The 24379-nt window shown below is 76.4% G+C and carries 21 protein-coding genes; 16 read left to right on the top strand and 5 right to left on the bottom strand.

Going from position 1 to position 24379, the window contains the following annotated elements; all coding sequences use genetic code 11:
• The 8 genes from RTG05_RS11620 (at position 1) to RTG05_RS11655 (ending at position 7515) form a co-directional block, all read left to right on the top strand.
• On the top strand, positions 1-678 hold the full coding sequence (locus RTG05_RS11620) for a response regulator (protein WP_166528762.1): 678 nt from the start codon (positions 1-3) through the stop codon (positions 676-678).
• Positions 675-2138 carry a sensor histidine kinase gene (locus tag RTG05_RS11625; protein WP_166528763.1) on the top strand — a complete coding sequence of 488 codons (1464 nt, stop codon included), beginning with the start codon at positions 675-677 and terminating at the stop codon, positions 2136-2138. The genes RTG05_RS11620 and RTG05_RS11625 overlap by 4 nt, the downstream gene beginning before the upstream one ends.
• Complete coding sequence (locus tag RTG05_RS11630) at positions 2135-2833, top strand: GerMN domain-containing protein (RefSeq protein WP_166528764.1); 699 nt, start codon at positions 2135-2137, stop codon at positions 2831-2833. The genes RTG05_RS11625 and RTG05_RS11630 overlap by 4 nt, the downstream gene beginning before the upstream one ends.
• A gap of 20 nt (positions 2834-2853) precedes the next feature.
• Complete coding sequence (locus RTG05_RS11635) at positions 2854-4329, top strand: phosphatase PAP2 family protein (RefSeq protein ID WP_166528765.1); 1476 nt, start codon at positions 2854-2856, stop codon at positions 4327-4329.
• Entirely contained in the window at positions 4326-5318 is a 993-nt protein-coding gene (locus tag RTG05_RS11640; protein ID WP_315911815.1) for an alpha/beta fold hydrolase, read from the top strand. Before RTG05_RS11635 ends, RTG05_RS11640 begins: the two co-directional genes overlap by 4 nt.
• A 271-nt stretch (positions 5319-5589) precedes the next feature.
• Positions 5590-6183 (top strand): metallophosphoesterase, encoded by a 594-nt coding sequence (locus tag RTG05_RS11645; RefSeq protein ID WP_166528767.1) that lies wholly within the window; start codon positions 5590-5592, stop codon positions 6181-6183.
• A gap of 184 nt (positions 6184-6367) precedes the next feature.
• Complete coding sequence (locus tag RTG05_RS11650; RefSeq protein ID WP_166528768.1) at positions 6368-6862, top strand: hypothetical protein; 495 nt, start codon at positions 6368-6370, stop codon at positions 6860-6862.
• 44 nt (positions 6863-6906) lie between these two features.
• A complete protein-coding gene (locus RTG05_RS11655) occupies positions 6907-7515 on the top strand; it encodes a copper chaperone PCu(A)C domain-containing protein (RefSeq protein WP_166528769.1) in 609 nt (202 codons plus the stop codon).
• A 57-nt stretch (positions 7516-7572) separates the two neighbouring features.
• Here the strand turns inward: RTG05_RS11655 and RTG05_RS11660 are convergent, their stop codons facing one another.
• Positions 7573-9813: an HNH endonuclease signature motif containing protein gene (locus tag RTG05_RS11660; RefSeq protein ID WP_166528770.1), complete on the bottom strand. Its 2241-nt coding sequence runs from the start codon at positions 9811-9813 to the stop codon at positions 7573-7575.
• Between the two features lie 286 nt (positions 9814-10099).
• Here RTG05_RS11660 and dhaK point away from each other — a divergent pair, with 286 nt between their 5' ends.
• The 3 genes from dhaK to dhaM are packed head-to-tail and all read left to right on the top strand — an operon-like array spanning position 10100 to position 12145.
• Positions 10100-11101, top strand: coding sequence for a dihydroxyacetone kinase subunit DhaK (gene dhaK / locus RTG05_RS11665; RefSeq protein ID WP_166528771.1), 1002 nt, complete (start codon positions 10100-10102; stop codon positions 11099-11101).
• A 2-nt stretch (positions 11102-11103) separates the two neighbouring features.
• On the top strand, positions 11104-11730 hold the full coding sequence (gene dhaL / locus RTG05_RS11670; protein WP_315911816.1) for a dihydroxyacetone kinase subunit DhaL: 627 nt from the start codon (positions 11104-11106) through the stop codon (positions 11728-11730).
• A gap of 4 nt (positions 11731-11734) precedes the next feature.
• Complete coding sequence (gene dhaM, locus RTG05_RS11675) at positions 11735-12145, top strand: dihydroxyacetone kinase phosphoryl donor subunit DhaM (RefSeq protein ID WP_166528772.1); 411 nt, start codon at positions 11735-11737, stop codon at positions 12143-12145.
• Positions 12146-12262: 117 nt separating this feature from the next.
• Here the strand turns inward: dhaM and betT are convergent, their stop codons facing one another.
• Positions 12263-14344 carry a choline BCCT transporter BetT gene (gene betT / locus RTG05_RS11680; protein WP_166528773.1) on the bottom strand — a complete coding sequence of 694 codons (2082 nt, stop codon included), beginning with the start codon at positions 14342-14344 and terminating at the stop codon, positions 12263-12265.
• 234 nt (positions 14345-14578) lie between these two features.
• Here betT and RTG05_RS11685 point away from each other — a divergent pair, with 234 nt between their 5' ends.
• From RTG05_RS11685 to RTG05_RS11695, 3 genes are read left to right on the top strand one after another with little or no spacing between them, the layout of a single operon-like run.
• Complete coding sequence (locus RTG05_RS11685) at positions 14579-16111, top strand: ATP-dependent DNA ligase (RefSeq protein ID WP_315911817.1); 1533 nt, start codon at positions 14579-14581, stop codon at positions 16109-16111.
• Positions 16112-16155: 44 nt separating this feature from the next.
• On the top strand, positions 16156-17502 hold the full coding sequence (locus RTG05_RS11690; protein WP_166528774.1) for a M20 family metallopeptidase: 1347 nt from the start codon (positions 16156-16158) through the stop codon (positions 17500-17502).
• The gene (locus RTG05_RS11695; RefSeq protein WP_166528775.1) at positions 17499-19061 is read left to right on the top strand and encodes an AbgT family transporter; all 1563 of its coding nucleotides are present in this window, start codon (positions 17499-17501) and stop codon (positions 19059-19061) included. The genes RTG05_RS11690 and RTG05_RS11695 overlap by 4 nt, the downstream gene beginning before the upstream one ends.
• Here the strand turns inward: RTG05_RS11695 and RTG05_RS11700 are convergent.
• Together RTG05_RS11700 and RTG05_RS11705 are read right to left on the bottom strand one after the other, a co-directional pair.
• A complete protein-coding gene (locus RTG05_RS11700; protein WP_166528776.1) occupies positions 19058-19477 on the bottom strand; it encodes a cupin domain-containing protein in 420 nt (139 codons plus the stop codon). The two genes, RTG05_RS11695 and RTG05_RS11700, sit on opposite strands and share 4 nt — an antisense overlap.
• Positions 19477-19752 (bottom strand): putative quinol monooxygenase, encoded by a 276-nt coding sequence (locus RTG05_RS11705; protein WP_166528777.1) that lies wholly within the window; start codon positions 19750-19752, stop codon positions 19477-19479. Before RTG05_RS11705 ends, RTG05_RS11700 begins: the two co-directional genes overlap by 1 nt.
• Before the next feature lie 128 nt (positions 19753-19880).
• On the opposite strand from RTG05_RS11705, the gene RTG05_RS11710 reads away from it, so the two are divergent.
• Complete coding sequence (locus RTG05_RS11710; protein WP_166528778.1) at positions 19881-20507, top strand: maltokinase N-terminal cap-like domain-containing protein; 627 nt, start codon at positions 19881-19883, stop codon at positions 20505-20507.
• A 46-nt stretch (positions 20508-20553) separates the two neighbouring features.
• Here RTG05_RS11710 and RTG05_RS11715 read toward each other — a convergent pair whose 3' ends face one another.
• Complete coding sequence (locus RTG05_RS11715) at positions 20554-21582, bottom strand: LLM class flavin-dependent oxidoreductase (protein WP_166528779.1); 1029 nt, start codon at positions 21580-21582, stop codon at positions 20554-20556.
• A 188-nt stretch (positions 21583-21770) separates the two neighbouring features.
• On the opposite strand from RTG05_RS11715, the gene RTG05_RS11720 reads away from it, so the two are divergent.
• On the top strand, positions 21771-24353 hold the full coding sequence (locus RTG05_RS11720; RefSeq protein WP_315911818.1) for a DHA2 family efflux MFS transporter permease subunit: 2583 nt from the start codon (positions 21771-21773) through the stop codon (positions 24351-24353).
• Positions 24354-24379 lie beyond the last annotated feature (26 nt).

Raw genomic sequence — 24379 nt, forward strand, 5'->3', positions numbered from 1 at the left:
ATGCCCCGCTCCGTGCTGTTCATCGAGGACGACGAGCGCATCCGGCGCGTCGTCTCCCTGTCCCTGCGCCGGGAGGGCCTGGAGGTGGCCGAGGCCGGCTCGGGCGAGGAGGGCCTGGCCCGGCTCGCGGAGCGGCCCTACGACGTCGTGCTGCTGGACCTGGTGCTCCCGGGCCGGGACGGCTTCGACGTGTGCCGGGAGATCCGCCGCGTGTCCGCCACCCCGGTGATCATGGTGACCGCCCGGGCCGACAGCCGCGACGTCGTCGCGGGCCTGGAGGCCGGTGCCGACGACTACGTCACCAAGCCGTCCGTCGCCGAGGAGCTCTCCGCCCGCATCCGCGCCCTGGCCCGCCGCACGCGGTCCCCCGGCGCCCGCCCGCGCGTCGTCGTCGGCGACCTGGTGATCGCGCCGGCCGACGGGGTGGTCACCCGGCGCGGGGAGGTCGTGCCGCTGACCCGGACGGAGTTCCGGCTGCTGGTCGAGCTGGCCGCCGAGCGCGGCCGGGTGCTCAGCCGCGAGGAGCTGCTCGAGCGGGTCTGGGGCTACGACTACTTCGGCGACTCCCGGCTGGTCGACGTGCACGTGCGCCGGCTGCGCACCAAGGTCGAGGCCGACCCCGCGGACCCCGCGATCGTGACGACGGTGCGCGGCATGGGCTACCGGCTGCCGGGGTGAGCCCGACGGCCGTCGTGGCCCCGCCGCCCGCCGACGGCCCGGCCGGCGGCACCCTCCGGCGGCGCCGCGCTCCCTGGCCGCCCTCGCTGCGCGGCCGGGCGACGCTGGCGCTCACCGCCGTCGCGGTCGCGCTGACCACCGCGCTCGCCGTCGGCGTCTGGGTCTCCGCCACCCAGTACCTGCTGTACACCCGGCAGAACGTCACGCTCGCCCAGGCGGTCGCCAACGCCGCCCAGGTGCAGCGCGGGCTGTCCGCCGAGGGGTTCCTGCCCGCGGAGCTGCTCTCCCAGCTGCCGCGGGAGACCGGCTCGGTCTCGCTGCTCGCCGACGACGGCGAGTGGAGCACCACCTCGCTGCGGATCGGCCGCGAGGAGCTGCCCGAGGCGCTGCGCACCGCCGTCGCCCGGGGTGAGCCGTCCCGCCAGCGCATCGCCGTCGACGGGGACCCCTACCTGGCCGTGGGCCTGCCGCTGCCCGGGCTGCAGGACGCCTACTTCGAGGTCTTCCCGCTGCACGAACTCGACGACACCGTGCGCGTCCTCGGGGTGGTGCTGACCTCGTCGGTGCTGGCCGCCGCCCCGCTCGCGGCCGCCGTGGGCTGGTGGGTCACCCGGCCGGCGCTGCGGCCGCTGGAGCGCATCTCGGCCGCCGCGGCCGCCATCGCCGGTGGGGACCTCGGCGCCCGCATCGACCCGCGCGGCGACCCGTCGCTGGCGCCGATCGCCGCGTCGTTCAACGCCACCGCGGCGGCGCTGGAGCAGCGGGTCCGCGCCGACGCCCGGTTCGCCGCGGACGTCAGCCACGAGCTGCGCAGCCCGCTGACCACCGTGCTCGCCGCGGTCTCCCTGGTCGAGGCGCACGCCGACCGGCTGGACCCCGACGGCCGGGAGGGCCTGGCGCTGCTGCGCTCGGAGGTGCGCGACCTGGAGCGGCTGGTCGCCGACCTGCTGGAGATCTCCCGCACCGACGCCGGCGACCCCGACCTGGTCGTCGAGGACGTCCGCCTGGCCGCGCTGGTGGGTCAGACCCTGGCCCGCCGCGCGGCCGCGGGCGGGGGGAGCACGCGGCCCACCGTGGCCGCCGCGGCCGCCGACGTGGTCGTGCGGGCGGACAAGCGCCGCCTGGAGCGGGTGCTGCGCAACCTGGTGGACAACGCCGACACCCACGGCGGGGGCCTGACCGCGGTCACCGTGGAGCGCGCCGGGCCGCACGCGTGCGTCCTGGTCGACGACGCCGGCCCCGGTGTCCCGGAGGAGGAGCGCGGCGTGGTGTTCGAGCGGTTCGCCCGCGGCAGCCGCAGCACCCGGGCCAGCTCCGACGGCAGCGGGCTGGGCCTGGCCCTGGTGAGCCGGCACGTGCAGCTGATGGGCGGCAGCGTGACCGTCACCGACGCCCCCGGCGGCGGCGCGCGGTTCGTCGTCCGGCTGCCCGCGGTCGACCCGGCCGGCGGGCGACCGTGAGGCGGCCGGCCTCCCTGCTGCCCGTGCTGCTGGCGCTGGCCGCGTGCGGGGTGGGCCCCCAGGACGCGCCGGAACCGGTTCCCATCCCGCCGGCGCCGGCACCGGCACCGGAGTCCGGCGCCGCACCCGACGGCCCCCGGGTGACCGTCTGGTTCGTCCGGGGCGCGCGGCTGGAGGCGGCCGAGCGGGTCACCGGGCGCGCCGACATCGGCGCCGCGCTGGACGCCCTGGCGGGCGGGCCGACCCGCGCCGAGGCGGTGGACGGGCTGCGCACCGCGCTCGTACCGCAGGGCCTGGCACCCGGCCGCCCCACCCCCGCCGAGCCGGTGGTCACCGTCGAGGTCACCCGTGAGTTCACCGAGGTCGCCGGCGACGACCAGCTGCTGGCCACCGCCCAGGTGGTGTTCACGGTGACCGGGTTCCCCGGCGTGCAGGCAGTGCGGGTCACCGCCGAGGGCGCGCCCGTGGAGGTGCCCACCGACGACGGCCTGACCGCCGGGCCGGTCGACCGGGACGACTACGCGTCGGTGGCGGCCGACGAGCCCCCGCCGCCTGCGCCGACCCCGGGCGCTCCGCCGTCCGAGCCCCCGGCGGCACCGACGCCGGGCAGCACCGCGCCGTCCACCCCCGGCCGGCGACCGCCGCGGCGGTGGTGTCACGGGACCGCAAAGCGCCGTCGCCTCACTGCCCGCTGATCGCGGGTACCCCCCTCCCGATGACACGGGACACCGGAGTGCGCACGCCGCCCCCCGGCGCGGCACGGACGGACGCCACCGGGGTGGGTCGGTTCGGGCTGCGCGCGCTGCTCGGCTGGGTCGCGCTGCTGGCCGGCGCCGTGCCCTTCCTGCTGCTCTGGCTGCTCGTGCAGCGCTCCTGGTCGCCGCTCGGCTCGCTGGACGGGGAGGTGGCCGCAGGGCTCAACGAGGAGGTCAGCGGCTCCCCGCTGCTGGTGTCGGTGCTGCAGGGGGTCACCGACCTGGGCGGCACCGGCGCCGCCGTGCTCGTGATGGTGCTGGCCACGGTGTTCCTCCTCGTCCGGGGGCAGCGGCGGCTGGCGGCGTTCGTGGCCACCACCGGGATCGGGCTGGCCGTCCTCGGTCCGGTGGCCAAGGCCGTCGTCGACCGGGCCCGGCCGGTGGTCGCCTCCCCCGTCGTCGAGACGCCGTCGAACGCGAGCTTCCCCAGTGGGCACGCCATGACGGCGGTCGTCGTGTACGGCGCGCTGCTCCTGGTCGCCCTGCCGTCGGTCCGCCGCCGCGCCCGGCCGTGGCTGGTGGCGGCGACGGCACTGCTGGTGGTCCTCGTGGGGCTCACCCGGCTGGCGCTCGGCGTCCACTTCGTCTCCGACGTGCTCGCCGGGTGGGCGCTGGGCGCCGGGTGGCTGGCGGTGACCGCGGCGGCGTTCCGGGGCTGGCAGCACGACCGGGCCGGGTCGGTCGAGGAGCCGCTGGACCCGCTCGACGTGCCGCCCGCCGAGGCGGTGCACCTGGCACCGGCCGCCGGCCCGGTGCCGACCGGGGGCCGGACGGCGGCGCTGCGGCTGGTGGCCGTCGCCGCCGGCCTGTTCGCCGCGCTCAGCGTCCTCGGGCTGCTGGTGACCGCGGTGCTCACCGACACGTGGATCGGCCGCTCGGACCGGTCGGCCGTCCGGTGGGCCGCCGACCTCCGCAGCCCCGCGCTGACGACGGTGATGGAGACGGTCAGCACGCTGTCGGGCACCCGCACCGTCATCGCCGCGGGGCTGGCGCTGGCCGTGCTGGGACTGGCGGTCGCGGCGAGCTGGCGCCCGGTGGTCTTCGTGGTGGTCACCCTGCTCGGCGAGGTGGCCCTCTACTCGCTGAGCTCCCAGGTGGTGTCGCGGGCCCGGCCCGCCGTCGCCGACCTGACCAGCGGGCTGCCCAGCGCGGCGAGCTGGCCGTCGGGGCACGCGGCGGCCGCGGCCGCCCTGTACGGCGCGCTGGCCGCGCTGGTGGTGGTGTACGCCCGGGCGCCGCGGCGGTGGCCGGTCCTCGCCGTCCCGCTGCTGCTGGTCGTGGCGATCGGCGCCTCGCGGGTCTACGTCGCAGCGCACCACCCCACCGACGTGCTGGCCGGGGCGGCGCTCGGGGGCGTCTGGGTGTGCGCCTGCGCGCGGTGGCTGCTCCCCGCGCCGGGACGGGGCGTGCGCGCCGGGACGGCGGGCGTCCGGTGAGCGCGCTGCTGGCGGGGGCCGCCGTCCTCGGCGGGGCGCTCGCGCTGCGGCTGTGGGCGGCCCGGCGCGCCGCGCGGGCACAGCCCGGGGACCCCGCCGGCCTGCGCACCGACGACGGGGTGCCCCTGCACGTCGAGGTCGCCGGCCCCCCGGACGCGCCGGTGACCGTCGTCCTGGTGCACGGCCTCGCGGCGCGGTCGGGGATGTGGCACCGGCAGTGGGCCGTGCTGCGCGAGCACGCGCGGGTGGTGCGCTTCGACCTGCGCGGGCACGGGCGCAGCGGGTGGGCCGGCCGGCCCCGGGGCAACCTGCAGCACCTGGCCGGCGACCTGGGGCTCGTCCTCGACCGGTGCGCCGGGCCCGGGCCGGTGGTGCTGGTCGGGCACTCGATGGGCGGCATGGCCGTGCTCGCGCTGGCGGGCTCCCGGCCGGAGCTGTTCGGGACGCGGGTGACCGGCGTCGGGCTGCTGTCCACCCTGGCCGGTCCGCTGGCCGTGGCCGGCACCGGCGGGCGGGCCCCCCTGCGGACGGCACTGGCGCGCGCCGCCGCCTGGGCCGGGTGGCTGGTCTCCCCGCTGGTGGACGCGCTGCACCCCGTCCGCACCGGGCCGGTGCGCCGGCTGCTGCGCCGCCGGCTGTTCGCCGGCGACCCGCCACGGGACGCCGTCCGCCGGATGACCGGCTCCTGGGAGCACACGCCGACCGCGGTGCTGACGGCGCACCTGCCCGGGCTGGCGCGCTACGACCGGCGCGGCGTGCTCGACGCGCTGCGCGGCGTGCCGGTGCTGGTGCTGGCCGGCACCGACGACGCCACCATCCCGCCCACCGCCGCCGAGCGCCTGGCGCGGCGGCTCGGCCCGCTGGCCCGGTTGGAACTCGTGCCCGGCGCCGGGCACCTGGTGCCGCTGACCCACCCCGGCGCCGTCACGCCGGCGCTGCTGGACCTGGTGGACCGGTGCCGGACCGCCCCCGGACGGAGGACCTCGTGAGGCGCTGGCTCGTCCGGGTCGCGGCAGCACTGGGCGTGCTGCTCGTCCTCCTGGTGATCTACGGGGTGTTCGTCGAGCCGCGTTTCATCCTGGACGAGGAGCGTGCCGAGGTCGCCGTGCCCGGGCTCGGTGTGGAGCTGGCCGGCACCGAGGTCGCCGTCGTCAGCGACCTGCAGATCGGCATGTGGTTCGCCAACGAGGGCATGGTGCGCACCGCAGTGGAGACCATCGTGGCCGCCGGACCGGACGTCGTCTGCTGGGCGGGGACTTCGTGTACAGCACCGACCCGGGCGTGGAGACCCAGGTCGACACGCTGCTGGAGCTGCTGCGGCCGGTGCTCGACTCCGGCATCCCGACCTACGCCGTCCTGGGCAACCACGACCACGCCGTCGACGCCGCCGACGAGCTCAGCACCGCGCTGGAGGACGCCGGGGTCCCGGTGCTGCGGAACGAGGCGGTGACCGTGCCCGGGCTGGGCGGCGACCTGTACGTCGTCGGCGTCGGGCCGGAGACCCCCGGCCTGGCCGACGTCGACGAGGCGCTGGCCGGCGTCCCGGACGACGCGCCGCGGGTGGTGCTGATGCACAACCCGACGGTGTTCGACGAGTTCCCGGCCGGGACCGCCCCTCTCACGGTCGCCGGGCACACCCACTGCGGGCAGGTGGCGTTGCCCGGGACCCCGGACTGGGCCTACCTCGCCCTGACCAGCGAGGAGCGGATCGTCGCCGACGGGTGGGCGCCCGAGGGGTACGGCGCCCCGGGCAACCGCCTGTTCGTCACCTGCGGCATCGGCTTCAGCGTCGCCCCCATCCGGGTCAACGCGCCGCCGCAGGTCGCCTTCTTCGAGCTCGTGCCGGGCGGTTGACCCCGTCGGGCGAGGTGACCCGGAGTGGCGGCAGGCCCACCACCTCGACGGGTTCCTACCCCGCGCGGGCGGCGAGATGACGGTCCCGTGACGAACCGTCCGGCGGCGGGTCGGCCCCGGTGTCGCGGGCAGGAGATCCGGAGCGGGCCGGGTCCAGTCCGCCCGGAGGAGGGTGGGACCCGTCGTGCGCGCACACCGCCGCCGGCCGCTGGCCGGGACCACGCTGGCCGCCGTCCTGGCGCTGGCCGGCTGCGCCCAGGACGACGCGGCGACGGCACCGGACAGCCCGGTCGAGGTGCCCGACATCCGCGGGGAGGACGACCTCGACGACCCCCACACCGGCGCCCTGGACGCCGGCTTCCACGAGGACCTGCCGGCCTACGACGGGATCGAGGTGACCCTGCTGGCCGAGGTCGTCGAGGTGGTGTCGCCGCGGGTGTTCACCGTCTCCTCCCCCGACGGCGGGGAGGTGGGCCCGGTGCTCGTGGTGGCCACCGAGGAGGCCGGGGACGTCGAGCCGCAGCCCGGCACACCCCTAGTCGTCGCCGCCACGCCGGACGTCTCCCTCGAGGCCCGGGCCGTGGCCGAGGAGCTCGCCCTCGACGTGGGGCCGGAGCAGCTCGCGGAGTGGGACGGCCAGCCGTTCCTCCCCGCCGAGGTGCTCGCACCCGCGCCCTGACGCCGGCGCCGCTCCCCCGCCCGACCGCACCCCAGGAGGCCCCGATGACCCCCCGCAGGACGATTCGCTCCCCCGCCCGCCGGACGCTGGCCGCCGCCGGCGCGGCGCTGCTGCTCACCGCGTGCAGCGACACCGCGCTGCAGGAGGCCGCGCCCGCAGAGGACCCTGGCGCGGAGGTCGACGGCGGCGCGGTCGGCCCGGACGTCCGGGTCGACGACGACCTCGGCCTCCAGCAGGTGCAGCTGGCCTCCCCGCGGGACGGCGTCTACGAGGCCGGCGAGGACGCACGGCTGTACGTGGCCGTCACCAACACCGGCACCGACCCGGTCGTGCTGACCGACGTGTCCGGTCCCGACTTCGCCGGCGTGGACGTGCAGACCGAGGGCGGCGGCGGGCTGCCCCTGACCGTCGACCCGGACGGCAACCTCTACGTCGGCGCGCAGGGCCCGCCGGTCGTGACGCTGCAGGACCTGGGCCGGGAGCTGGGCTCGTCGCAGTCCATCCCGGTCACGTTCACCTTCGCCGAGGCCGGGGAGGTGACGGTCGACGTCATGGTCTCCGCCGAGGAGGACCCGGGCACGCCGTTCGACTTCCCGAACGAGGACCCCGAGGTGCGACCCGACCCCATCTCCCTGCCCTCACCGACGGGCTGAGCGACACACCGCGGGCTCCTCGTCCTCCCGTGCCCGGCAACTCGACGAGTCCCCCGGTCAGTACGGCGGTGGTGTGGTGACCGCGGTCAGGCCGGTGGGGGTGGTGACGGTGAGGGTGCCGTCGGGGTGCAGGGTGTGGGTCCAGCCGGGTGCCTGGTGCTTGCCGCGGTGGTCGGTGGTGCAGTAGCCGGCCAGGTTGGCCGCGCAGGTGTGCCCGCCGTCGGCGTGCGGGCGGTGGTGGTCCAGCTCCCCGCCGGCGGGCACGGGGCGGCGGCAGCCGGGGAAGCGGCAGCGGCGGTCGCGGGCGCGCACCCAGCGGTCCAGTGCCGCGCCGGGGGTGTAGCCGTCGGTGGGCGCGGGTGGGCCCAGGCCGGGGCGGGCGGTGAGGTCGTGCCCGCAGGTGTCCGGTCGCCGTCGGCAGGCGGGGCGGTCGCAGTGGGCGGCGCGGCGCAGGCCGGGCAGGTCGGTCAGGGCGCGCAGGGCGCCGGTGACCGCGTCGGTGAGCACGATGCGGGGCCGGTCGGCCAGTCCGCCGCCGCTGGTGGCCGCCAGCAGCGCGGCCAGCTCGGCCCGTTGGGTGTCGGTGGCGGCGGCCAGCGCGCCCAGGGTGTCGTGGGCGGCGTTCACCCGCCCGGCCGGGCCCGCGGCCCAGTCGGTCTCCACGGCGGCGTGGGCGCGCAGGGCGGTGCCCACCGTCCGGTCGGCGTGGGCGAGGGCCAGGCCGGCGGCGTGCACCGCGGCACCGGCGTCGTCCAACGCCCGGTCCGCCGCCGCCCACCACCCACCGCCGGGCACACCGTCGGTGGTCACGCTTGCCGTGGCGTCGTGGTGGTCGAGTGCACGACCGGCGTCCCACCCCCGGAGGTCCCCTCCCCCGCACCTGCGATCCCCGACACCGGGTGGCTCCGCCTCGGGTGGCTCCGGCCCGGGTGGCTCCGGCTCGGGTGGGGCGCCGGGTGACCAACCGGGCTCACCCGGTGCCGGGGCGTCCCCGAACGCCTCGGCGACCAGCTGGGCCAGCCACCGGTCGAAGTCGTCGGCGTCGAGCTCGGCCTCGGCCCGCTCGATCGGCCCACCCTCCACGTCCACCGGGTCCGCACCGGCCCACCCGGCCGCGGGCGCCAGGACACCGGCGCCGGCAGCGCTCACGGCTCCGGCAGTCACGGCGTCGGCAGTCACGTCGTCGGCGGCCGCGGTAGCGACGGCGGCGTCGCCGGTAGTGGTGGCCGCGTCGGGGGTGTCACCGGCGACCGGGTGCAGGCCGGCAAAGGCACGCGCCAGCTGGCGGGCCATCTCCGCCGGCACCGGCTCCCCGTCCACCTCACCCGGGGCGTCCCCACCCAGCAGCGTGGCCACCGACGCGACCACGTGCAGCAACACCCGCACCGGCGGCACATCGGACTCCCCCGGGCGCAGCACCAGGTCCAGCAGCGCATCCACCGCCTTGTGCCCCCGCGTGCGCGGCGGACCGCTGACCGCCCCCGCGGCGTCCCCGCTGCCGGTGTCCGGGTCGTCGGCGACCGCCCCCGCGGCGTCCCCGCCGCCGGTGTCCGGGTCGTCGGCGCCCACACTGTCGGCGTCCGGGTCGTCGGTCAGCGCGTCGGCACACGCCAGTAGTGCGGCGTGCAGCGCCCGCGCCTCCGCCACCGTGCACACCACCGACACACACGCCATCCCCTCGGCCCGCTCGGCCCGCAGGTACACCCCCCGCTCGGTCAGCGCCGCGGCCAACCGCCGCGCCACCGCCGCCGCGTCCCGGCGGGCCACCACCACCCGCGCCCGGGCCCCCAGCTGCGCCGGGGTGGTCACCTGCCGCCGCCGGCCCACCCAGTCCAGCAGCTCCGCCTCCACCTGCCCGCGCAGCACGTCGTCGCCGATCGGAGCGACCTTGTCCACCAGGTGCCACAGGTGCCCGCGGTGCAGCACGCCGGCCTCCAGCGCGACCAGCGTGCCCGGCAACCGGTGCACCACCGTCAACGACTCGGCCAGCAACGCCTCCGCCGCCGGCTGGGTCAGGTTCAGCGCGACCGCCAGCTCCGCGGTGGCCCACTCACTGACCGGCCGCAGCACCTCCGCCCGGCCCGCCCACCGATCAGCCGACATCGCCCCCGGCACACCCTGCGCCCGGTCGACCGACGCCGGCCGCGACGCGGCGAACTCCGCCACCGCCCGCGCCCGCACCGCCACCTGCCGGGCGATCTCTCGATCGGCGGCCTGCACCACACCCAACGCACCCGACGCCCACCCCACCGCCGGCGCAGCCAGACCCTCGCTGCGGGGCGGCACAGTGTCGGACACGTGTTCGATCATAATCCCCGGCAACGACCGGAGCAAGACGAAAGTGCAGTTCAGGACGCTGAGAGGATCCGCGACCAGCCACCTCCGGCAGGCGACCGCGCTACCGCACGGACGACGGCGGGCAGGCCGCTCCGGACCTACTGGCCCACCCGGACGGCAGGGCGGCACCCGGCTCGCACAGCCGCGGGCGGCAGCGCTCCGACCGCGCTTGTGTGCGGCGGCGGACCCCTCCTAGCCTCCTGACCAGTGACCCCCGTCACCGGGCACGCCGAGGTCAGGAGCCAGTGTGAAGAAGTTGATCAACGACCCCGCGGACGTCGTCGCGGACGCGCTGCGCGGCATGGCCGCGGCCCACCCGGAGCTCCGGGTCGACCACGAGAACCGCGTGGTGTTCCGCGCCGACGCACCCCGGCAGGGCAAGGTCGGCCTCGTCTCCGGCGGCGGGTCCGGGCACGAGCCCATGCACGGCGGCTTCGTCGGGATGGGCATGCTCGACGCCGCGTGTGCCGGGGAGGTGTTCACCTCGCCGGTGCCCGACCAGGTGGCGGCCGCGACCCGCGGCGTCGACGGCGGCGCCGGGGTGCTGCACATCGTGAAGAACTACACCGGCGACGTCATGAACTTCGAGATGGCCGCGGAGCTGGTGGCCGCCGAGACCGACACCGAGGTCGTCGCGGTGGTGACCGACGACGACGTCGCCGTGCAGGACAGCCTCTACACCGCCGGACGGCGCGGCGTCGGCGTCACCGTGCTGGTGGAGAAGCTGGCCGGCGCCGCCGCCGAGGAGGGCCGCCCGCTGGCCGAGGTCGCCGAGGTCGCTCGGCGGGTGAACGCGGCCGGCCGCAGCATGGGCATGGCGCTGACCTCCTGCACCGTGCCCGCGGCGGGCCGCCCGACGTTCGACCTGCCGGACGACGAGATGGAGATCGGCATCGGCATCCACGGCGAGCCCGGCCGGCGCCGGGTGCCGCTGGCGCCGGCCCGGGAGGTCGCCGAGATGCTCCTGGAACCGGTGCTCGCCGACCTGGACATGACCGGCGGCGACGGTGTGATCGCCTTCGTCAACGGCATGGGCGGCACCCCGCTGATCGAGCTCTACCTGGTGTACGCCGAGGTGGTCGCCGTCCTGGAGAAGGCCGGCGTGGGCGTGGCCCGCAACCTCGTCGGGTCCTACATGACCAGCCTGGACATGGCCGGCTGCTCGGTCACCCTGGTCAAGGCCGACGACGAGATGCTCCGGCTGTGGGACGCCCCCGTCCGCACCCCCGCGCTGCGCTGGGGCGTCTGACCGTGGTGGACGCCGAGGCGCTCACCGCCTGGGTGCGGGAGTTCGCCCGCCTCGTGCACGAGCGGCGCGACGAGCTCACCCGGCTGGACTCCGCCATCGGGGACGCCGACCACGGCGCCAACCTCGACCGCGGGATGACCGCCGCCGTCGCCGCCCTGGAGGCCCAGTCGGCCGGCGAGCCGGCGGCGGTCCTGAAGACCACCGCGACCACACTGATCAAGACCGTCGGCGGCGCCAGCGGCCCGCTCTACGGCACCTTCTTCCTGCGCGCGGCCGGCGCCCTGGACGGCCCGGACGGCGCCGCACTGGCGAAGGCGGTGCGGGCCGGGTACGACGGCGTGGTGGCCCGCGGCAAGGCCGAGCGCGGGGACAAGACGATGCTCGACGCGCTCGGCCCGGCGTGCGACGCCCTCGACGAGGCGCTCACCGCCGGCAAGCCGCTGGAGGAGGCGCTGGGCGCGGCCGCGCAGGCGGCGGCCGCCGGGCGGGACGCCACCGCGCCGCTGGTCGCCCGCAAGGGCCGGGCCAGCTACCTCGGCGAGCGCAGCGCCGGCCACGTCGACCCCGGTGCGGCGTCGGTGACGCTGCTGGTCGAGGCTGCCGCCACCGCGCTGGCCGGCAGGGGCTGACGGCGTGCCCGTCGGGCTGGTGGTCGTCTCGCACAGCCGCGCGCTGGCCGATGCCGCGGTCGAGCTCGCCCGCGGCATGCTGCCCGGCCGGGAGCAGTCGATCGAGGTCGCGGCCGGCGACGTCGACGGTGGCCTGGGCACCGACGCCACCGCGATCGCCGACGCGGTGACCGCGGCCGACAGCGGGGACGGCGTCGTCGTGCTGATGGACCTCGGCAGCGCGGTGCTGTCCGCCGAGACCGCGCTGGAGCTGCTGGACGACGACGTCCGCGAGCGGGTCGTCCTCTCCCCCGCACCGCTGGTCGAGGGGCTGGTCGGTGCCGCGGTCACCGCGGCGGCGGGAGCGGACCGCGACCGGGTCGCCGCCGAGGCGCTGCGCGGCCTGGCCCCCAAGCAGGCCCACCTGTCCGGCTGAACGGCCTTCCTGCAGGGGCCCACCCCGAGCGGCTACGGCCTTCCTGCAGGGGCCCGCCGCGAGCGTGCGAGCGGTGGGGGGCAGGGAGGTCCTTCACGGGGGCAGGGAGATCCTCCTTCAGTCGCGGGTGGGCCCCTCGGCGCTCGACCGACGGACGGCGGGGGTCGGCTCCTGGAGCCGGAGGAGCTCGAGGTGCCGCTCGTAGTGGTCCAGGACGTCGTCGATCAACTGTGAGTGGGTGTAGCCCATGACGTCGTGGCCCAGCGCTCCCTCCCCCACCTGGACCTGCAACCGCGGGTAGGTGTCCCCGTGCGCGCGGGTCCGACCCCCGTGACCGAGGACCGGTAGGGCCCGCATGCGGAGCCGGTAGTGGAACGGGTGCTCGCTCCCGAGGTCCGCCGTGAGCTCGGTGGACGACCCGTCCAGCGCGCCGGCCGACCGTCGCACCTGGGCGTCGATGCCCTGGCCGCACAACTCGCCGGCGACCTCCCGGAGCGCGGGCACCGCCACCTCCTCGAGGTAGTCCTCGGCCGAGTTCTCACCGGCGAACGCCATGGCCCGCCTCCGCCGGACGCGCCGCCCCGACGGTCGGCGCCCGCCCGCAGGGGCGGCGAGCACCCGGCTCGACAGTCCGGGGAGGGCCGGCAGGGGACCGGACGCCCGGAGCGACTCCAGCCGCAGGGCCCGGTGGAGGCCGACCATGACCAGCACCATCACGAACGCGAACGGCAGTCCCATGATGATCGTGGCGTTCTGCAGGGCGGGGACGCCGCCCACGACGAGCATCGCGGCGGTGAGCAGTCCGGTCGCCACTGCCCAGAAGATGCGCAGGCCCGCGCCGGCGTCGTCCTTCGGCCTGGCCAGGTGGGACGACAGGTTGGCCATCACCAGGGCGCCGGAGTCGGCCGAGGTGACGTAGAAGAGCAGGCCGACGAAGGTGGCGACCGCGCCGATGAACGGGAAGGCCGGGTAGTCCATGAGGAGGGTGTAGAAGCCCTGCTCAGGGGTGTTCGCGGCCAGCTCCCCGAAGGCTGCGTCCCCGCTGCGCACCCGGTCGATGGCGCTGTTCCCGAAGATCGAGATCCACATGACGATGTAGCTGAACGGGATGAGCATCGTCCCGGCCACGAACTGGCGGATCGTCCGCCCCCGGGAGATGCGGGCGAGGAACAGGCCGACGAAGGCCGCCCACGCGGTCCACCAGGCCCAGAAGAACAACGTCCAGGCGTTCAGCCACTCGACGGGGCGGTCGAAGGCGAAGGTCTGCATCGTCAGGCTCGGGAAGGTGCTGACGAAGTCCCCGACGTTGAGGACGAGCGCGTCGAGCAGGAAGGTCGTCCTCCCGGCCACGAGGACGAAGAGGGCCAGGCCGACGGCCAGCAGGACGTTCAGCTGCGAGAGCCGCTTGATCCCCCGGTCGATGCCGCTCACGGCCGACACCGTGGCCGCTCCGACGGCCAGGACGATCAGCCCGATCTGCGCCGCACGCCCCTCGGGGATGCCGAAGAGCACGCTCAGGCCGAAGTTGAGCTGGACGACGCCGATGCCCAGCGACGTGGCCACCCCGAAGATCGTGCCCAGGATCGCGGCGAGGTCGACGCCGTGCCCGAGGGCGCCGTGGATCCGCTTGCCGAAGACGGGGTAGAGCGCCGACCGGATCGCCAGCGGCAGGTTCCGGCGGTAGGCGGCGTAGGCCAGCGCCATCCCCATCAGGGCGTACATCCCCCACCCGGTGATGCCGTAGTGGAAGAGCGTCCAGACGGTCGCCTCGCGCGCCGCTGCCACGGTCTCCCCCTCGCCGACCGGCGGAGCGAGGTACTGCGTCACCGGCTCGGCGACCGCGAAGAACATCAGGTCGGTGCCGATACCGGCGGCGAAGAGCATGGCCGCCCAGGCGAAGGTGCTGTACTCCGGGGCGGAGTGCTCCGGCCCCAGCTTGGTCGTGCCGTAGCGGGAGACGCCCAGGAACAGCACGAACACCAGGACGGCGGTCGCGAACAGGATGTAGAACCAGCCGAACCACTGCGACATCCAGCCCACCAGCGCGCCGATGGTGTCCCCGGCGGCAGCCGGGGACACCATCGCCCAGAGCGCGATCGCCACCACACCGGTCGCCGCACCGTAGAAGACCGGGCCCTTGATCCGGGTCGGCGGCTCGGGCTCGGTGGTGGCCTCCGGGGAGGCCGTTCGTTCACTCATGGGAGGACTCCAGGGGCAGGTCGTGCGGCACGGGCGGGTGGTCGGCGGACGGCGTCCGGGCGTCGAGGACGTGCACCGCTCGTCACCGAGGACCGGTCGGCATCCTCTCCCGACGAACGGCGACCGGGCCAACAGGGGCACGTCAGGGCTGGACCGGGCACCGCCTGGACGCCGGGGTCGCCGCTGATCCCCGTTCCGCCGCTGACCGTCGGACCCGGCTGCGATCATGGTGCCGTGCTGCTCGCCGACGTCGTCGCCGCCTCCGCCGAGGTCGCGGCCACCCGCTCGCGCACGGCCAAGGCCGCGGCGATCGCCGGGCTGCTGCGCCGCGCGGGGGACGACGAGGTGCCCGCGGTGACCGCCTGGCTGGCCGGCGACACCCTGCAGGGCCGGGTCGGCGTCGGCTGGCGCACGCTCACCCGGCTGGCGACCGACCCGGCCGGGGAGCCGCGGCTGGCCGTCGGTGACGTCGACTCCGCGCTCACCGGGCTGGCCGGCACGACCGGCACCGGGTCGGCGGCCCGTCGGGAGGCGCTGCTCGGGGAGCTGTTCGCCGCGGCCACCGCCGACGAGCAGCGGTTCCTGGTCCGGCTGCTGACCGGCGAGCTGCGGCAGGGGGCGCTGGAGGGCGTCGTCCTGGACGCGACCGCTGCCGCCGCCGACGTCCCGGCCGCCGCCGTGCGGCGAGCGTTCATGCTGTCCGGCAGCCTGCCGGCCACCGCCACGACCGCGCTGGCCGGCGGTGTCCCGGCCCTGGCGGCGGTGCGGCTGCGGGTCGGCCGGCCGGTGCGCCCGATGCTGGCCAGCCCGGGCTCCTCGCTGGACGCCGCGCTGGCCGACCTGGGCGCCGAGGTCACGGTGGAGCACAAGCTCGACGGCGCCCGCATCCAGGTGCACCGCGACGGCGACGCCGTCCGCGTCTGGACCCGCACGCTGCGCGAGGTCACCCACGGGGTGCCCGAGGTGGTCGCGCTGGTGCGGTCGCTGCCGTGCCGCACCGCCGTCCTCGACGGGGAGACCCTCGCCCTGGACGACGACGGCCGCCCGCGCGCCTTCCAGGACACGATGAGCCGCTTCGGCACCACCGCGGGTGACGCCGACGTCCTGCTCAGCCCGTTCTTCTTCGACCTGCTGCACCTCGACGGCGCCGACCTGCTCGACGAGCCGCTGGCCGCCCGCCTCGACGCGCTCGCCGGCCTGCTCGCCGGCGAGCAGCACGCCGCGCTGCGGATGCCCGGCGTGCGCCGGCCGACGCCGGAGCAGGCCGCCGACGTGCTGGACGAGGCGCTCGGCACCGGCCACGAGGGCGTCGTGGTCAAGGCGCTCGGCTCGGCCTACGCCGCGGGCCGGCGCGGGCGGGCGTGGCAGAAGGTCAAGCCGGTGCACACCCTGGACCTGGTCGTGCTCGGCGCGGAGTGGGGGTACGGCCGGCGGGCCGGGAAGCTGTCCAACATCCACCTCGGCGCGCGGGACCCCGACGGCGGCGAGCCGGTGATGGTCGGCAAGACGTTCAAGGGGATGACCGACGAGCTGCTGGACTGGCAGACCGCCACCTTCCCGGCGCTGGCCCGCGAGCGGCCCGAGTGGGGCGTGCAGCTGCGGCCGGAGCTGGTCGTGGAGGTGGCCCTGGACGGCGCCCAGCGCAGCCCCCGCTACCCCGGTGGCCTGGCGCTGCGCTTCGCCCGGGTGCTGCGCTACCGCCCGGACCGGACGGCGGCCGACGCCGACACCCTCGACGCCGTCCGGGCGCTGCTCGCCGGCGGCTGAGCGGAGCCGCTGCGCCCGCACCCCGGCGGGAGTAGACACGACCCATGACCGAGCAGGCTGCCGACGGCGACCACCGGACCCCCCGCCCGGCCGACCCGCACCACCTGGAGCAGCTGCGGGCGGCGACGGACCGGGCAGCCGCGACCGCCGAGCCGCTGTCCTCCCCGCACGACGGCGCACCGGGGGAGGTGCTGGACCGTGCCGAGCAGGCGGTCGAGGCGGCCGCGGACGACCTGCTGGCGCTCAGCCGGGACCTGCACGCCCACCCCGAGGTGGGCTACGAGGAGCACCGCTCGGTGCGGGCCGTCGCCGACCTGCTGGGCCGGCACGGGGTCGAGGCCGAGGTGGGGGTGCACGGCCTGGACACCGCGCTGCGGGCGCGCACCGGCAGCGGTGGGCCGACCGTGGCCGTGCTCGCGGAGTACGACGCGCTGCCGGGCATCGGGCACGGCTGCGGGCACAACGTCATCTGCGCCTCGGCCGTCGGGGCCTTCCTCGGGCTGCACGCCGTGCTGTCCGCCGGCGGGGTGCCCGGCACGGTGCTGCTGCTCGGCACCCCGGCGGAGGAGGGTGGCGGCGGCAAGGAGCTGATGGCCCGCGACGGCGCCCTCGACGGCGTGGACGCCGTGGTGATGCTGCACCCGTTCACCTACGACGCCGCGGTGCAGCCCTTCCTGGGCCGCCGCCAGCTGCAGGTGACCTACACCGGCATCGCCGCGCACGCCTCGGCGCAGCCGTTCATGGGCCGCAACGCCCTGGACGCGGTGGTGGCCGGCTACCAGGGGGTGGCGATGCTGCGCCAGCACGTCCCCGACACCGACCGGGTGCACGGGGTGATCACCGACGGCGGGCAGCGGCCGAACGTCGTCCCGGAGACGGCCTCGGCGCTGTACTACGTGCGCTCGGCGACGCCGGAGACCCTCGCCGACCTCTGCTCCCGGGTGGAGGCGATCGCGGTGGCCGCCGCCGCGATGACCGGCTGCGGGTATGAGCTGCACTGGGACGAGCAGCCGGCCTACCTCCCGGTCCGGGCCAACCTGGAGCTCGCCGCCCGCTGGACGCGCCACCAGGAGCGGCGCGGGCGCACCGCGCTGCCACCGGGGGTGACGCCGGCGTCGCTGGCTGGCTCCACCGACCTGGGCAACGTCAGCGTCCGGGTGCCCGCGATCCACCCGATGATCGCCATCGCCGACCCGGACGTCTCCCTGCACACCACGCAGTTCGCCGCCGCGGCGGCCTCGCCGGCCGGGGACGCCGCGGTGCTGGACGGCGCGGTGGGCCTGGCGCTGACCGCGCTGGACGTGCTGTGCGACCCGGCCGTGCTGGCGGCGGCCCGGGCGGAGTTCGAGGCCGCCGGCGGGGTGCTCGACCTGGCGGGGGTCCTGGGGTGACCGACACGGGCAGCCGCACCCGCACCGACCGCGTGCTGGGCGGCATCGAGCGGGTGGGCAACAGGATCCCCGAGCCGTTCGTGCTGTTCGTGGGCCTGTTCACGGTGCTCGCCGTCGTCTCCACCGGGATGGCGCTGGCCGGGGTGCAGGCACAGGTGGAGGGCGCCGACGAGCCGACCGTCGTCCGGGGCTTGTTCACCGTGGAGGGGCTGCGCTGGCTGACCACCACGCTGGTGGACAACTTCGTCGGCTTCCCGCCGCTGGGCACCGTCGTGGTGATCCTGCTGGCGGTGGGCATCGCGCAGAGCAGCGGCCTGCTGTCGGCGCTGATCAAGCGGTCGTTCTCCGGCTGGCCGTCCTGGGCGCTGCCCTACGCGGTCGCGCTGGTCGGCACCGTCGGCAGCGTCATGGCCGACTCGGTGATGATCGTGCTGCCGCCGCTGGCCGCGATGGTCTTCGCCGCGGCCGGCCGGCACCCCGTCGCGGGCCTGCTCGGCGCCTTCGCCGCGGCCGGGGCGGGCTACTCGACGTCGATGGTGGTCACCAGCCTGGACGCGCTGTTCGCCGGGATCACCTCCGCGGTGACCGGCTCGCTGCCCGACCCGGGCACGCCGGTCACCCCGGTGTCGAACTGGTACTTCAACATCGCCAGCTCGCTGGTGCTCACCGTGGTGTGCGGGCTGCTGATCACGCGGGTGCTCGAGCCCCGGCTGCAGCGCCTGGGCGTGCCGCGCCAGCAGAGCGAGAGCGAGGACGGCGACACCCTCGGCGCGGTGGAGGACGTCGCGGACCTCACCCTGGACGACACGGCCCGCCGCGGCCTGCGCCTGGCCGGCGTCGCCGCGCTGCTGACCGCCGTCGCGCTGCTGCTGGCCCTGCCGCCGGGCGCGCCGCTGCGCAACGCCGACGGCGGGTACCTGCCGGAGTCCCCGCTGCTGGACTCCGTCGTGTTCATCGTGGTGGCGCTGCTGACCGTGCCCGGGCTGGTCTACGGGCGGGTGACCGGCACCTTCCGCCGGGTCCGGGACGTGCCCCGCGCGATGGCCGACGCGGTCAAGGACATGTCCTCCTTCATCGTGCTGGCCTTCGTCCTGGGCCAGTTCATCGCGCTGTTCAACTGGTCGGGGGTGGGCACCTGGCTGGCGGTCACCGGCGCCGCGGGGCTGACCTCGCTGGACTTCACCGGCTTCGGCGCCATCCTCGCCTTCGTCCTGCTGTGCTCGCTGCTCAACCTGTTCATCGTGTCCGGGTCGTCGATGTGGACGATCATGGGCGCGGTCTTCGTGCCCCTGTTCGCGCTGCTGGGCTACGAGCCCGGGTTCACCCAGGCGGCGTTCCGGATCGGCGACTCCGCCACCCAGATCCTCACCCCGCTCAACCCCTACCTGGTCATCGTCCTGGCCATGCTGCGCCGGTACGAGCCGGCCGCCGGGTTCGGCACCCTGATCTCCCGGTTCCTGCCGTTCACCGTCTGCTTCTGGCTGGCCTGGGCGGGCGTGCTGGCCGTGTGGTTCTTCCTCGACCTGCCCTTCGGCCCCGGCCAGTACGCCCGGCTCTAGTCCGCGTGCCCGGGGGCGTGCGGGTGCCCGGTCACCGGGACGACGATCGCCTCCTGCGTGCTGCGCGCGACGACCATCTCCACCGGCTCGGTGTCGCCGGCGTTCTGCTCCCAGTGCACGATGCCCGGCGGGATGAACACGAAGTCCCCGGCCCGGGCCTCGCGGACGTCGTCCAGCCGGTCGCCCACCCACCACCGGGTCACCCCGCTGACCACGCAGATCGCCGTCTCGGACTCGCCGTGGTGGTGCACGCCGGTCCTGCCGCCCGGCTCCAGGACGGCGTAGCCCATCCACGTGTGCTGCGAGCCGGTGGTGCCGAAGGAGACCGCCGCGAACCGCTGCAGACCCGGCGTCTGCGCCGTCCCCGGGTCGCGCTCCTCGGGGCCGACGACCCGCACGTCGAGGGAGTCGGCCATCAGGCGATCCGGCGCAGCCGGGTGATGGTCAGGCCCTGCTCGTCGAGCAGCTCCTCCAGCCGTCCGGCGAACTCCACCAGGTGCGGGGTCTGCAGGTGCGCGTCGAGGTGCGCCGCGGTCTCCCAGTTCTCGTAGAAGAGCAGCCCCGGCTCCTCGACCGACTCGGGCAGGTCGTAGTCGACGTATCCCTCCTCCTCGCTGGTCGGCTCGACCAGCGCGGTCAGGGCCTCCCGCAGCCGGTCCTCCTGTCCCGGCTCGGCGCGCATGTGCGCCATGACGGTCAGCAGGTCCCGGCGCTCGTCGGTGGGGTGGGCATCGGCGTCTCCTCTCGACCGGCGGCGCCCCCTGACCGGACGGTCGCCGCACGGTGGTGGAACGAGCACCACCGGCCTAGCGTCGGTGCATGGCGATCATCCACCGGGCCGAGCTGCGACCGTCCAAGCTGGAGCTGCTCGCCGGGTGGGTGCCCGGTCGCCCATGGGGGGTCGCGGCGGCGCTGGAGCAGGTCGGCGCCTACCGGTTCGACGACCCGGCCGGCGAGGTCGGCGTCGAGACGTTCGTGCTGCGCGCCGGCGGGGTGCTGCTGCACGTGCCGCTGACCTACCGGGGCGCCCCGGCGCCGGCGCAGGCGGCGCACCTGGTCGGCACCCTGGAGCACTCCGTGCTCGGCCGGCGCTGGGTCTACGACGCCTGCGGCGACCCGGTGTACGTGGCCGCGGCGTTGACCGGTGCCCCGCAGGCCGAGGAGCTGGTCGTCACCGACGGCAGGCAGGAGCGGCGCGAGCCGACCGCCCGGGTGGGCGGCTCCGGCGTCGCCGGGGACGCCGGGCCGCTCGGCGACCTCACGGTCACCGACTCCGCCGACGCGACGACCGTCCGCACCGGCGGGCTGGAGCTGGTCGTGCGCCGGGTGCTGGACCCGGCGGCGACCGCCGACGGCGCAGCGGCACTCGCCGGCACCTGGGCCGGGCAGGACCGGCCGGTGCTGCTGGCCACGGCGCGCCGAGTCCAGCCGTCCCCGGTGGCCTGACCCCGCGCCCCTCGGGGGCTGCGGTGTCCCGCCGGAGCGGTCGTCGTCAGACGCCGGCCACCCGCGGGGCGACCTCGGTGCCCAGCAGCTCGATGCCGCGCAGCAGGTCGTCGTGCGCCAGCCGCGGGTTGGTCATCTGCAGGGAGATCCGGTCGACCCCGCCCAGCTGGGCGGAGACCCGCACCAGCTTCTCGGCCACGGTGTCCGGGTCGCCCATGAAGAACGCGCCGTCCGGCCCGCTGGTCGCGTCGAACTGCGCCCGCGTGGGCGTGGCGAAGCCGCGCTCCCGGGAGATCGACGCGAACATCTCGTGCCACCCGGGGTAGATCGTGTCGGCCGCGGCCTGCGTGCTCTCCGCGACGAACCCGAAGACGTGCAGCCCCACCTGCAGCCGCTCCGGCGCGTGGCCGGCCTGGGCCCCGGCCCGCCGGTAGAGGTCGACCAGCGGGGCGAACCGGCGCGGCTCCCCGCCGATGATCGCCACCATGAGCGGCAGGCCGAGCAACCCGGCTCGGACGAAGGACTGCGGCGTCCCGCCGACGCCCACCCACACCGGCAACGGGTCCTGCAGCGGCCGGGGGTACACGCCCTGCCCGCGCAGCGCCGGACGGTGCCGGCCGGACCAGGTGACCCGCTCGGACTCCCGCAACCGCAGCAGCAGGTCCAGCTTCTCCTCGAACAGCTCGTCGTAGTCGGCGAGGTCCAGGCCGAACAGCGGGAACGCCTCGGTGAACGAGCCGCGGCCCACCACCAGGTCGACCCGGCCGCCGGAGACCAGGTCCAGGGTGGCGAACTGCTGGAACACCCGGACCGGGTCGGCGGCGGACAGCACGGTGACCGCGCTGCCCAACCGGATGCGCTCGGTGCGCGCGGCCGCGGCGCCGAGGATCACCGGCGGCGCCGAGTCGTAGTACTCCGCGCGGTGGTGCTCACCGATGCCGAAGGAGTACAGCCCGACCCGGTCGGCGAGAGCGATCTCCTCCAGCAGGTGCGCCATGCGCTCCTCGGGGCCGATCCGCCGTCCGGTCGTGGGGTCGGTCACCGCCGCGACGAAGCTGTCCACACCGACGTGCACGGCTGTCCTCCTCAAATCGGTTGCGCGTTCAACCACCAGTGAACCAGATCCCGGCCCCTCACCCGCCCGAGCGTGGCGGCGACCCCACGGTCACGGCACGCGCTCCCCCGCCGGGCCGCCGTCCACCACCGACCGCGCCGCCGCGGGTCCCCGGCACCATCTGCCTCCGACCTGCGTCTGGAGCCCGCATGCCGCGCCCACCCCACCAGCCCGACCCGACCGCGCCGGGTGCCGGCGTCACCCTCGCCGAGGACGGCGCCTTCACCCACCGGCAGATCCTGACCGTCATGGCCGGGCTGATGGTGGCCATGTTCCTCGCCGCCCTGGACCAGACGGTCGTGGCGACCGCGACCCGCACCATCGCCGACGACCTGGACGGCTTCACCCTGCAGGCGTGGGTGACCACGGCCTTCCTCGTCACCTCGACGATCTCCACCCCGCTGTACGGCAAGCTCTCCGACCTGCACGGACGGCGGCCGTGGTACCTGTTCGCGATCACCGTGTTCGTCGTCGGCTCGGTGCTGTGCGGCACCGCCGGGTCGATGTACGAGCTGGCCGCCTACCGCGCGGTGCAGGGCGTGGGTGCCGGCGGGCTGATGTCACTGGCGCTGGCGATCATCGGCGACATGGTCCCGCCGCGGGAACGCGCGCGGTACCAGGGCTACACGATGGCCGTCTGGGGCAGCTCCAGCGTGCTGGGCCCCGTCCTCGGCGGCTTCCTCGCCGGCCAGACGTCGCTGCTGGGCGTCGACGGGTGGCGCTGGATCTTCCTGGTGAACCTCCCGCTGGGCGCGCTCGCGTTCGCCGTCGTCCACCGGGTGCTGCGCCTGCCGCACGAGCGGCGCGAGCACCGCATCGACTGGCCGGGCGCTCTCGCGCTGGCCACCTGCGTGGTGCCGCTGCTGGTCGTCGCCGAGCAGGGCCGCGGGTGGGGCTGGACCTCGCCGGCCGCGCTGGCCTGCTACGGGCTCGCCGCCGCCGGGCTGGCCCTGTTCGTGCGCGCGGAGCGGGCCCACGGGGACGACGCGCTGCTCCCGCTGCGGCTGTTCGGCGTGCGCAGCTTCACCGTCACCGCCCTCGGCAGCGTCGTCCTCGGGGCCGGCATGTTCGGCGGCCTGCTGCTGGTGCCCCAGTACCTGCAGATCGTGCACGGCTCCAGCGCGACCCTCGCCGGGCTGCAGATGCTGCCGCTGGTCGTCGGGATCATGGCCGGGGCGGCGCGGTCGGGCATCGTGATCTCGCGGACCGGTCGCTACCGGCCGTTCCCGCTGGTCGGCGTGGCGCTGATGACGGTGGCGATGCTGGGCCTGTCGCTGGTGGTGGGCCCGGACACGCCCTACGGGGTGCTCGTGCCGTTCCTGGTGCTGTTCGGGATGGGCGTCGGCTGCACGTTCCAGCCGGTCGTGGTGGCGGTGCAGGCCGCCGTCCCGCCGGCCGAGATGGGCGTGGCGACGTCGTCGGTGGCCTTCGCCCGCCAGATCGGCGCCACCGCGGGCACGGCCGCCTTCCTCGCCCTGCTGTTCAGCCGACTGCCCGGCGAGGTGGACGGCGCGGTTCGCGACGCCGTCCGCGCCGACCCGGCCCTGGCGCCCCGGCTGGCTCCGCTGGACGGGGTCGGCTCCGACCTCTCCGACACCTCGTTCGTGCAGCAGCTGCCCGCCGCGGTCGCCCAGCCGTTCCGGACCGGTTTCGCCGGCTCGGTCGACCTGGTGCTGCTCGTCGTCGCCGCGGTGACGGCGGTGGGCGCCGTCGTCTTCCTGTTCCTGCCGCAGCTGACCCTGTCCACCGAGTCCGGCATCCAGGCCCGCCGGAACGCCGCCCGCGCGGCCGGCACCCCGGCCACCGCCACGCCCGCGCCCACCGTCCGGACACCGGTGGTCCGCCCCCGGCCGGGGCTCCCGCTGCGGGCGCGCCTGGTGGTCGCCGTCGCCGTCCTCGGGGTCCTCCTGGGGCTCGGCGGGATCGTGCTCGACCCGTTCGCCCCGGCACCCGGAGGGGCGGGCGCGCTCGCGGCCGGCGCCGGGGTGGCGGCGGCCCCGGGTGCCGCCCCGCCCGGTCCGGCCTCCCCGGCGGAGGAGGACACCGCGCCACCGCCGGTCCCGGAGGACCCTGCGCCCGGCCCGTCGCCGCAGCCGACGGCGGCCCGGTCCGGCGCCGCGGTGGCGAGGCCCCCGGCACCGACCGTGGGTCCGACGCCGACCTCCGTCGGGGTCGCGCCCCCGACCCCGACCCCGGCCGGCGGCAGCCCCGGGCAGGCCCCCGGGACGACCGCCGCTGTGCCGGGCAGCGCCACCCCGACGGCCGGGTCCACCGCCTCCGCGGCCGGCCCGTCCGGTGCTCCCGCTCCGGCGCCCTCGAGCGCCGCGGCCGCCCAGGCCACCACCGCGGCCCCCTCGACGCCGGCGCCCACACCCACCTCGACGCCGGCGCCCACACCCACCCCGACGCCGGCACCCACCCCGACCCCGACACCCACCCCGACCCCGACCCCGACCCCGACGCCGACGCCGACGCCCACCCCGACCCCGAGCGCGACGCCGAGCGCCACCCCGTCCCCCACCCCCGTGCCCGCGACCAGCACCACGCCGACACCCAGCGCCACCCCGTCCCCCACCGCGGTACCGACGACCAGCACCACGCCGACGACCAGCGCCACGCCGACGACCAGCGCGGCACCGTCCCTGGAACCGACCCCCACCGCCGAACCGACCGGCACCGCCGACCCGACGCCCACCGCGGGAGCCACCGTGACCGGCACCGTCACCCCCTGACCGGTCACCCGGTCGTGGTCGGTGCG

It is taken from the genome of Geodermatophilus sp. DSM 44513, from assembly GCF_032460525.1.
In the GTDB taxonomy this organism is placed as follows: Bacteria; Actinomycetota; Actinomycetes; order Mycobacteriales; family Geodermatophilaceae; genus Geodermatophilus.

Bases quoted from the DNA above. Each gene is read 5' to 3' on its own strand.
- RTG05_RS11620 (WP_166528762.1), top strand. From the start codon at position 1: ATGCCCCGCTCCGTGCTGTTCATCGAGGACGACGAGCGCATCCGGCGC.
- RTG05_RS11635 (WP_166528765.1), top strand. From the start codon at position 2,854: ATGACACGGGACACCGGAGTGCGCACGCCGCCCCCCGGCGCGGCACGG.
- RTG05_RS11655 (WP_166528769.1), top strand. From the start codon at position 6,907: ATGACCCCCCGCAGGACGATTCGCTCCCCCGCCCGCCGGACGCTGGCC.
- betT (WP_166528773.1), bottom strand. From the start codon at position 14,344: ATGAGTGAACGAACGGCCTCCCCGGAGGCCACCACCGAGCCCGAGCCG.
- RTG05_RS11690 (WP_166528774.1), top strand. From the start codon at position 16,156: ATGACCGAGCAGGCTGCCGACGGCGACCACCGGACCCCCCGCCCGGCC.
- RTG05_RS11700 (WP_166528776.1), bottom strand. From the start codon at position 19,477: ATGGCCGACTCCCTCGACGTGCGGGTCGTCGGCCCCGAGGAGCGCGAC.
- RTG05_RS11705 (WP_166528777.1), bottom strand. From the start codon at position 19,752: ATGGCGCACATGCGCGCCGAGCCGGGACAGGAGGACCGGCTGCGGGAG.
- RTG05_RS11710 (WP_166528778.1), top strand. From the start codon at position 19,881: ATGGCGATCATCCACCGGGCCGAGCTGCGACCGTCCAAGCTGGAGCTG.
- RTG05_RS11720 (WP_315911818.1), top strand. From the start codon at position 21,771: ATGCCGCGCCCACCCCACCAGCCCGACCCGACCGCGCCGGGTGCCGGC.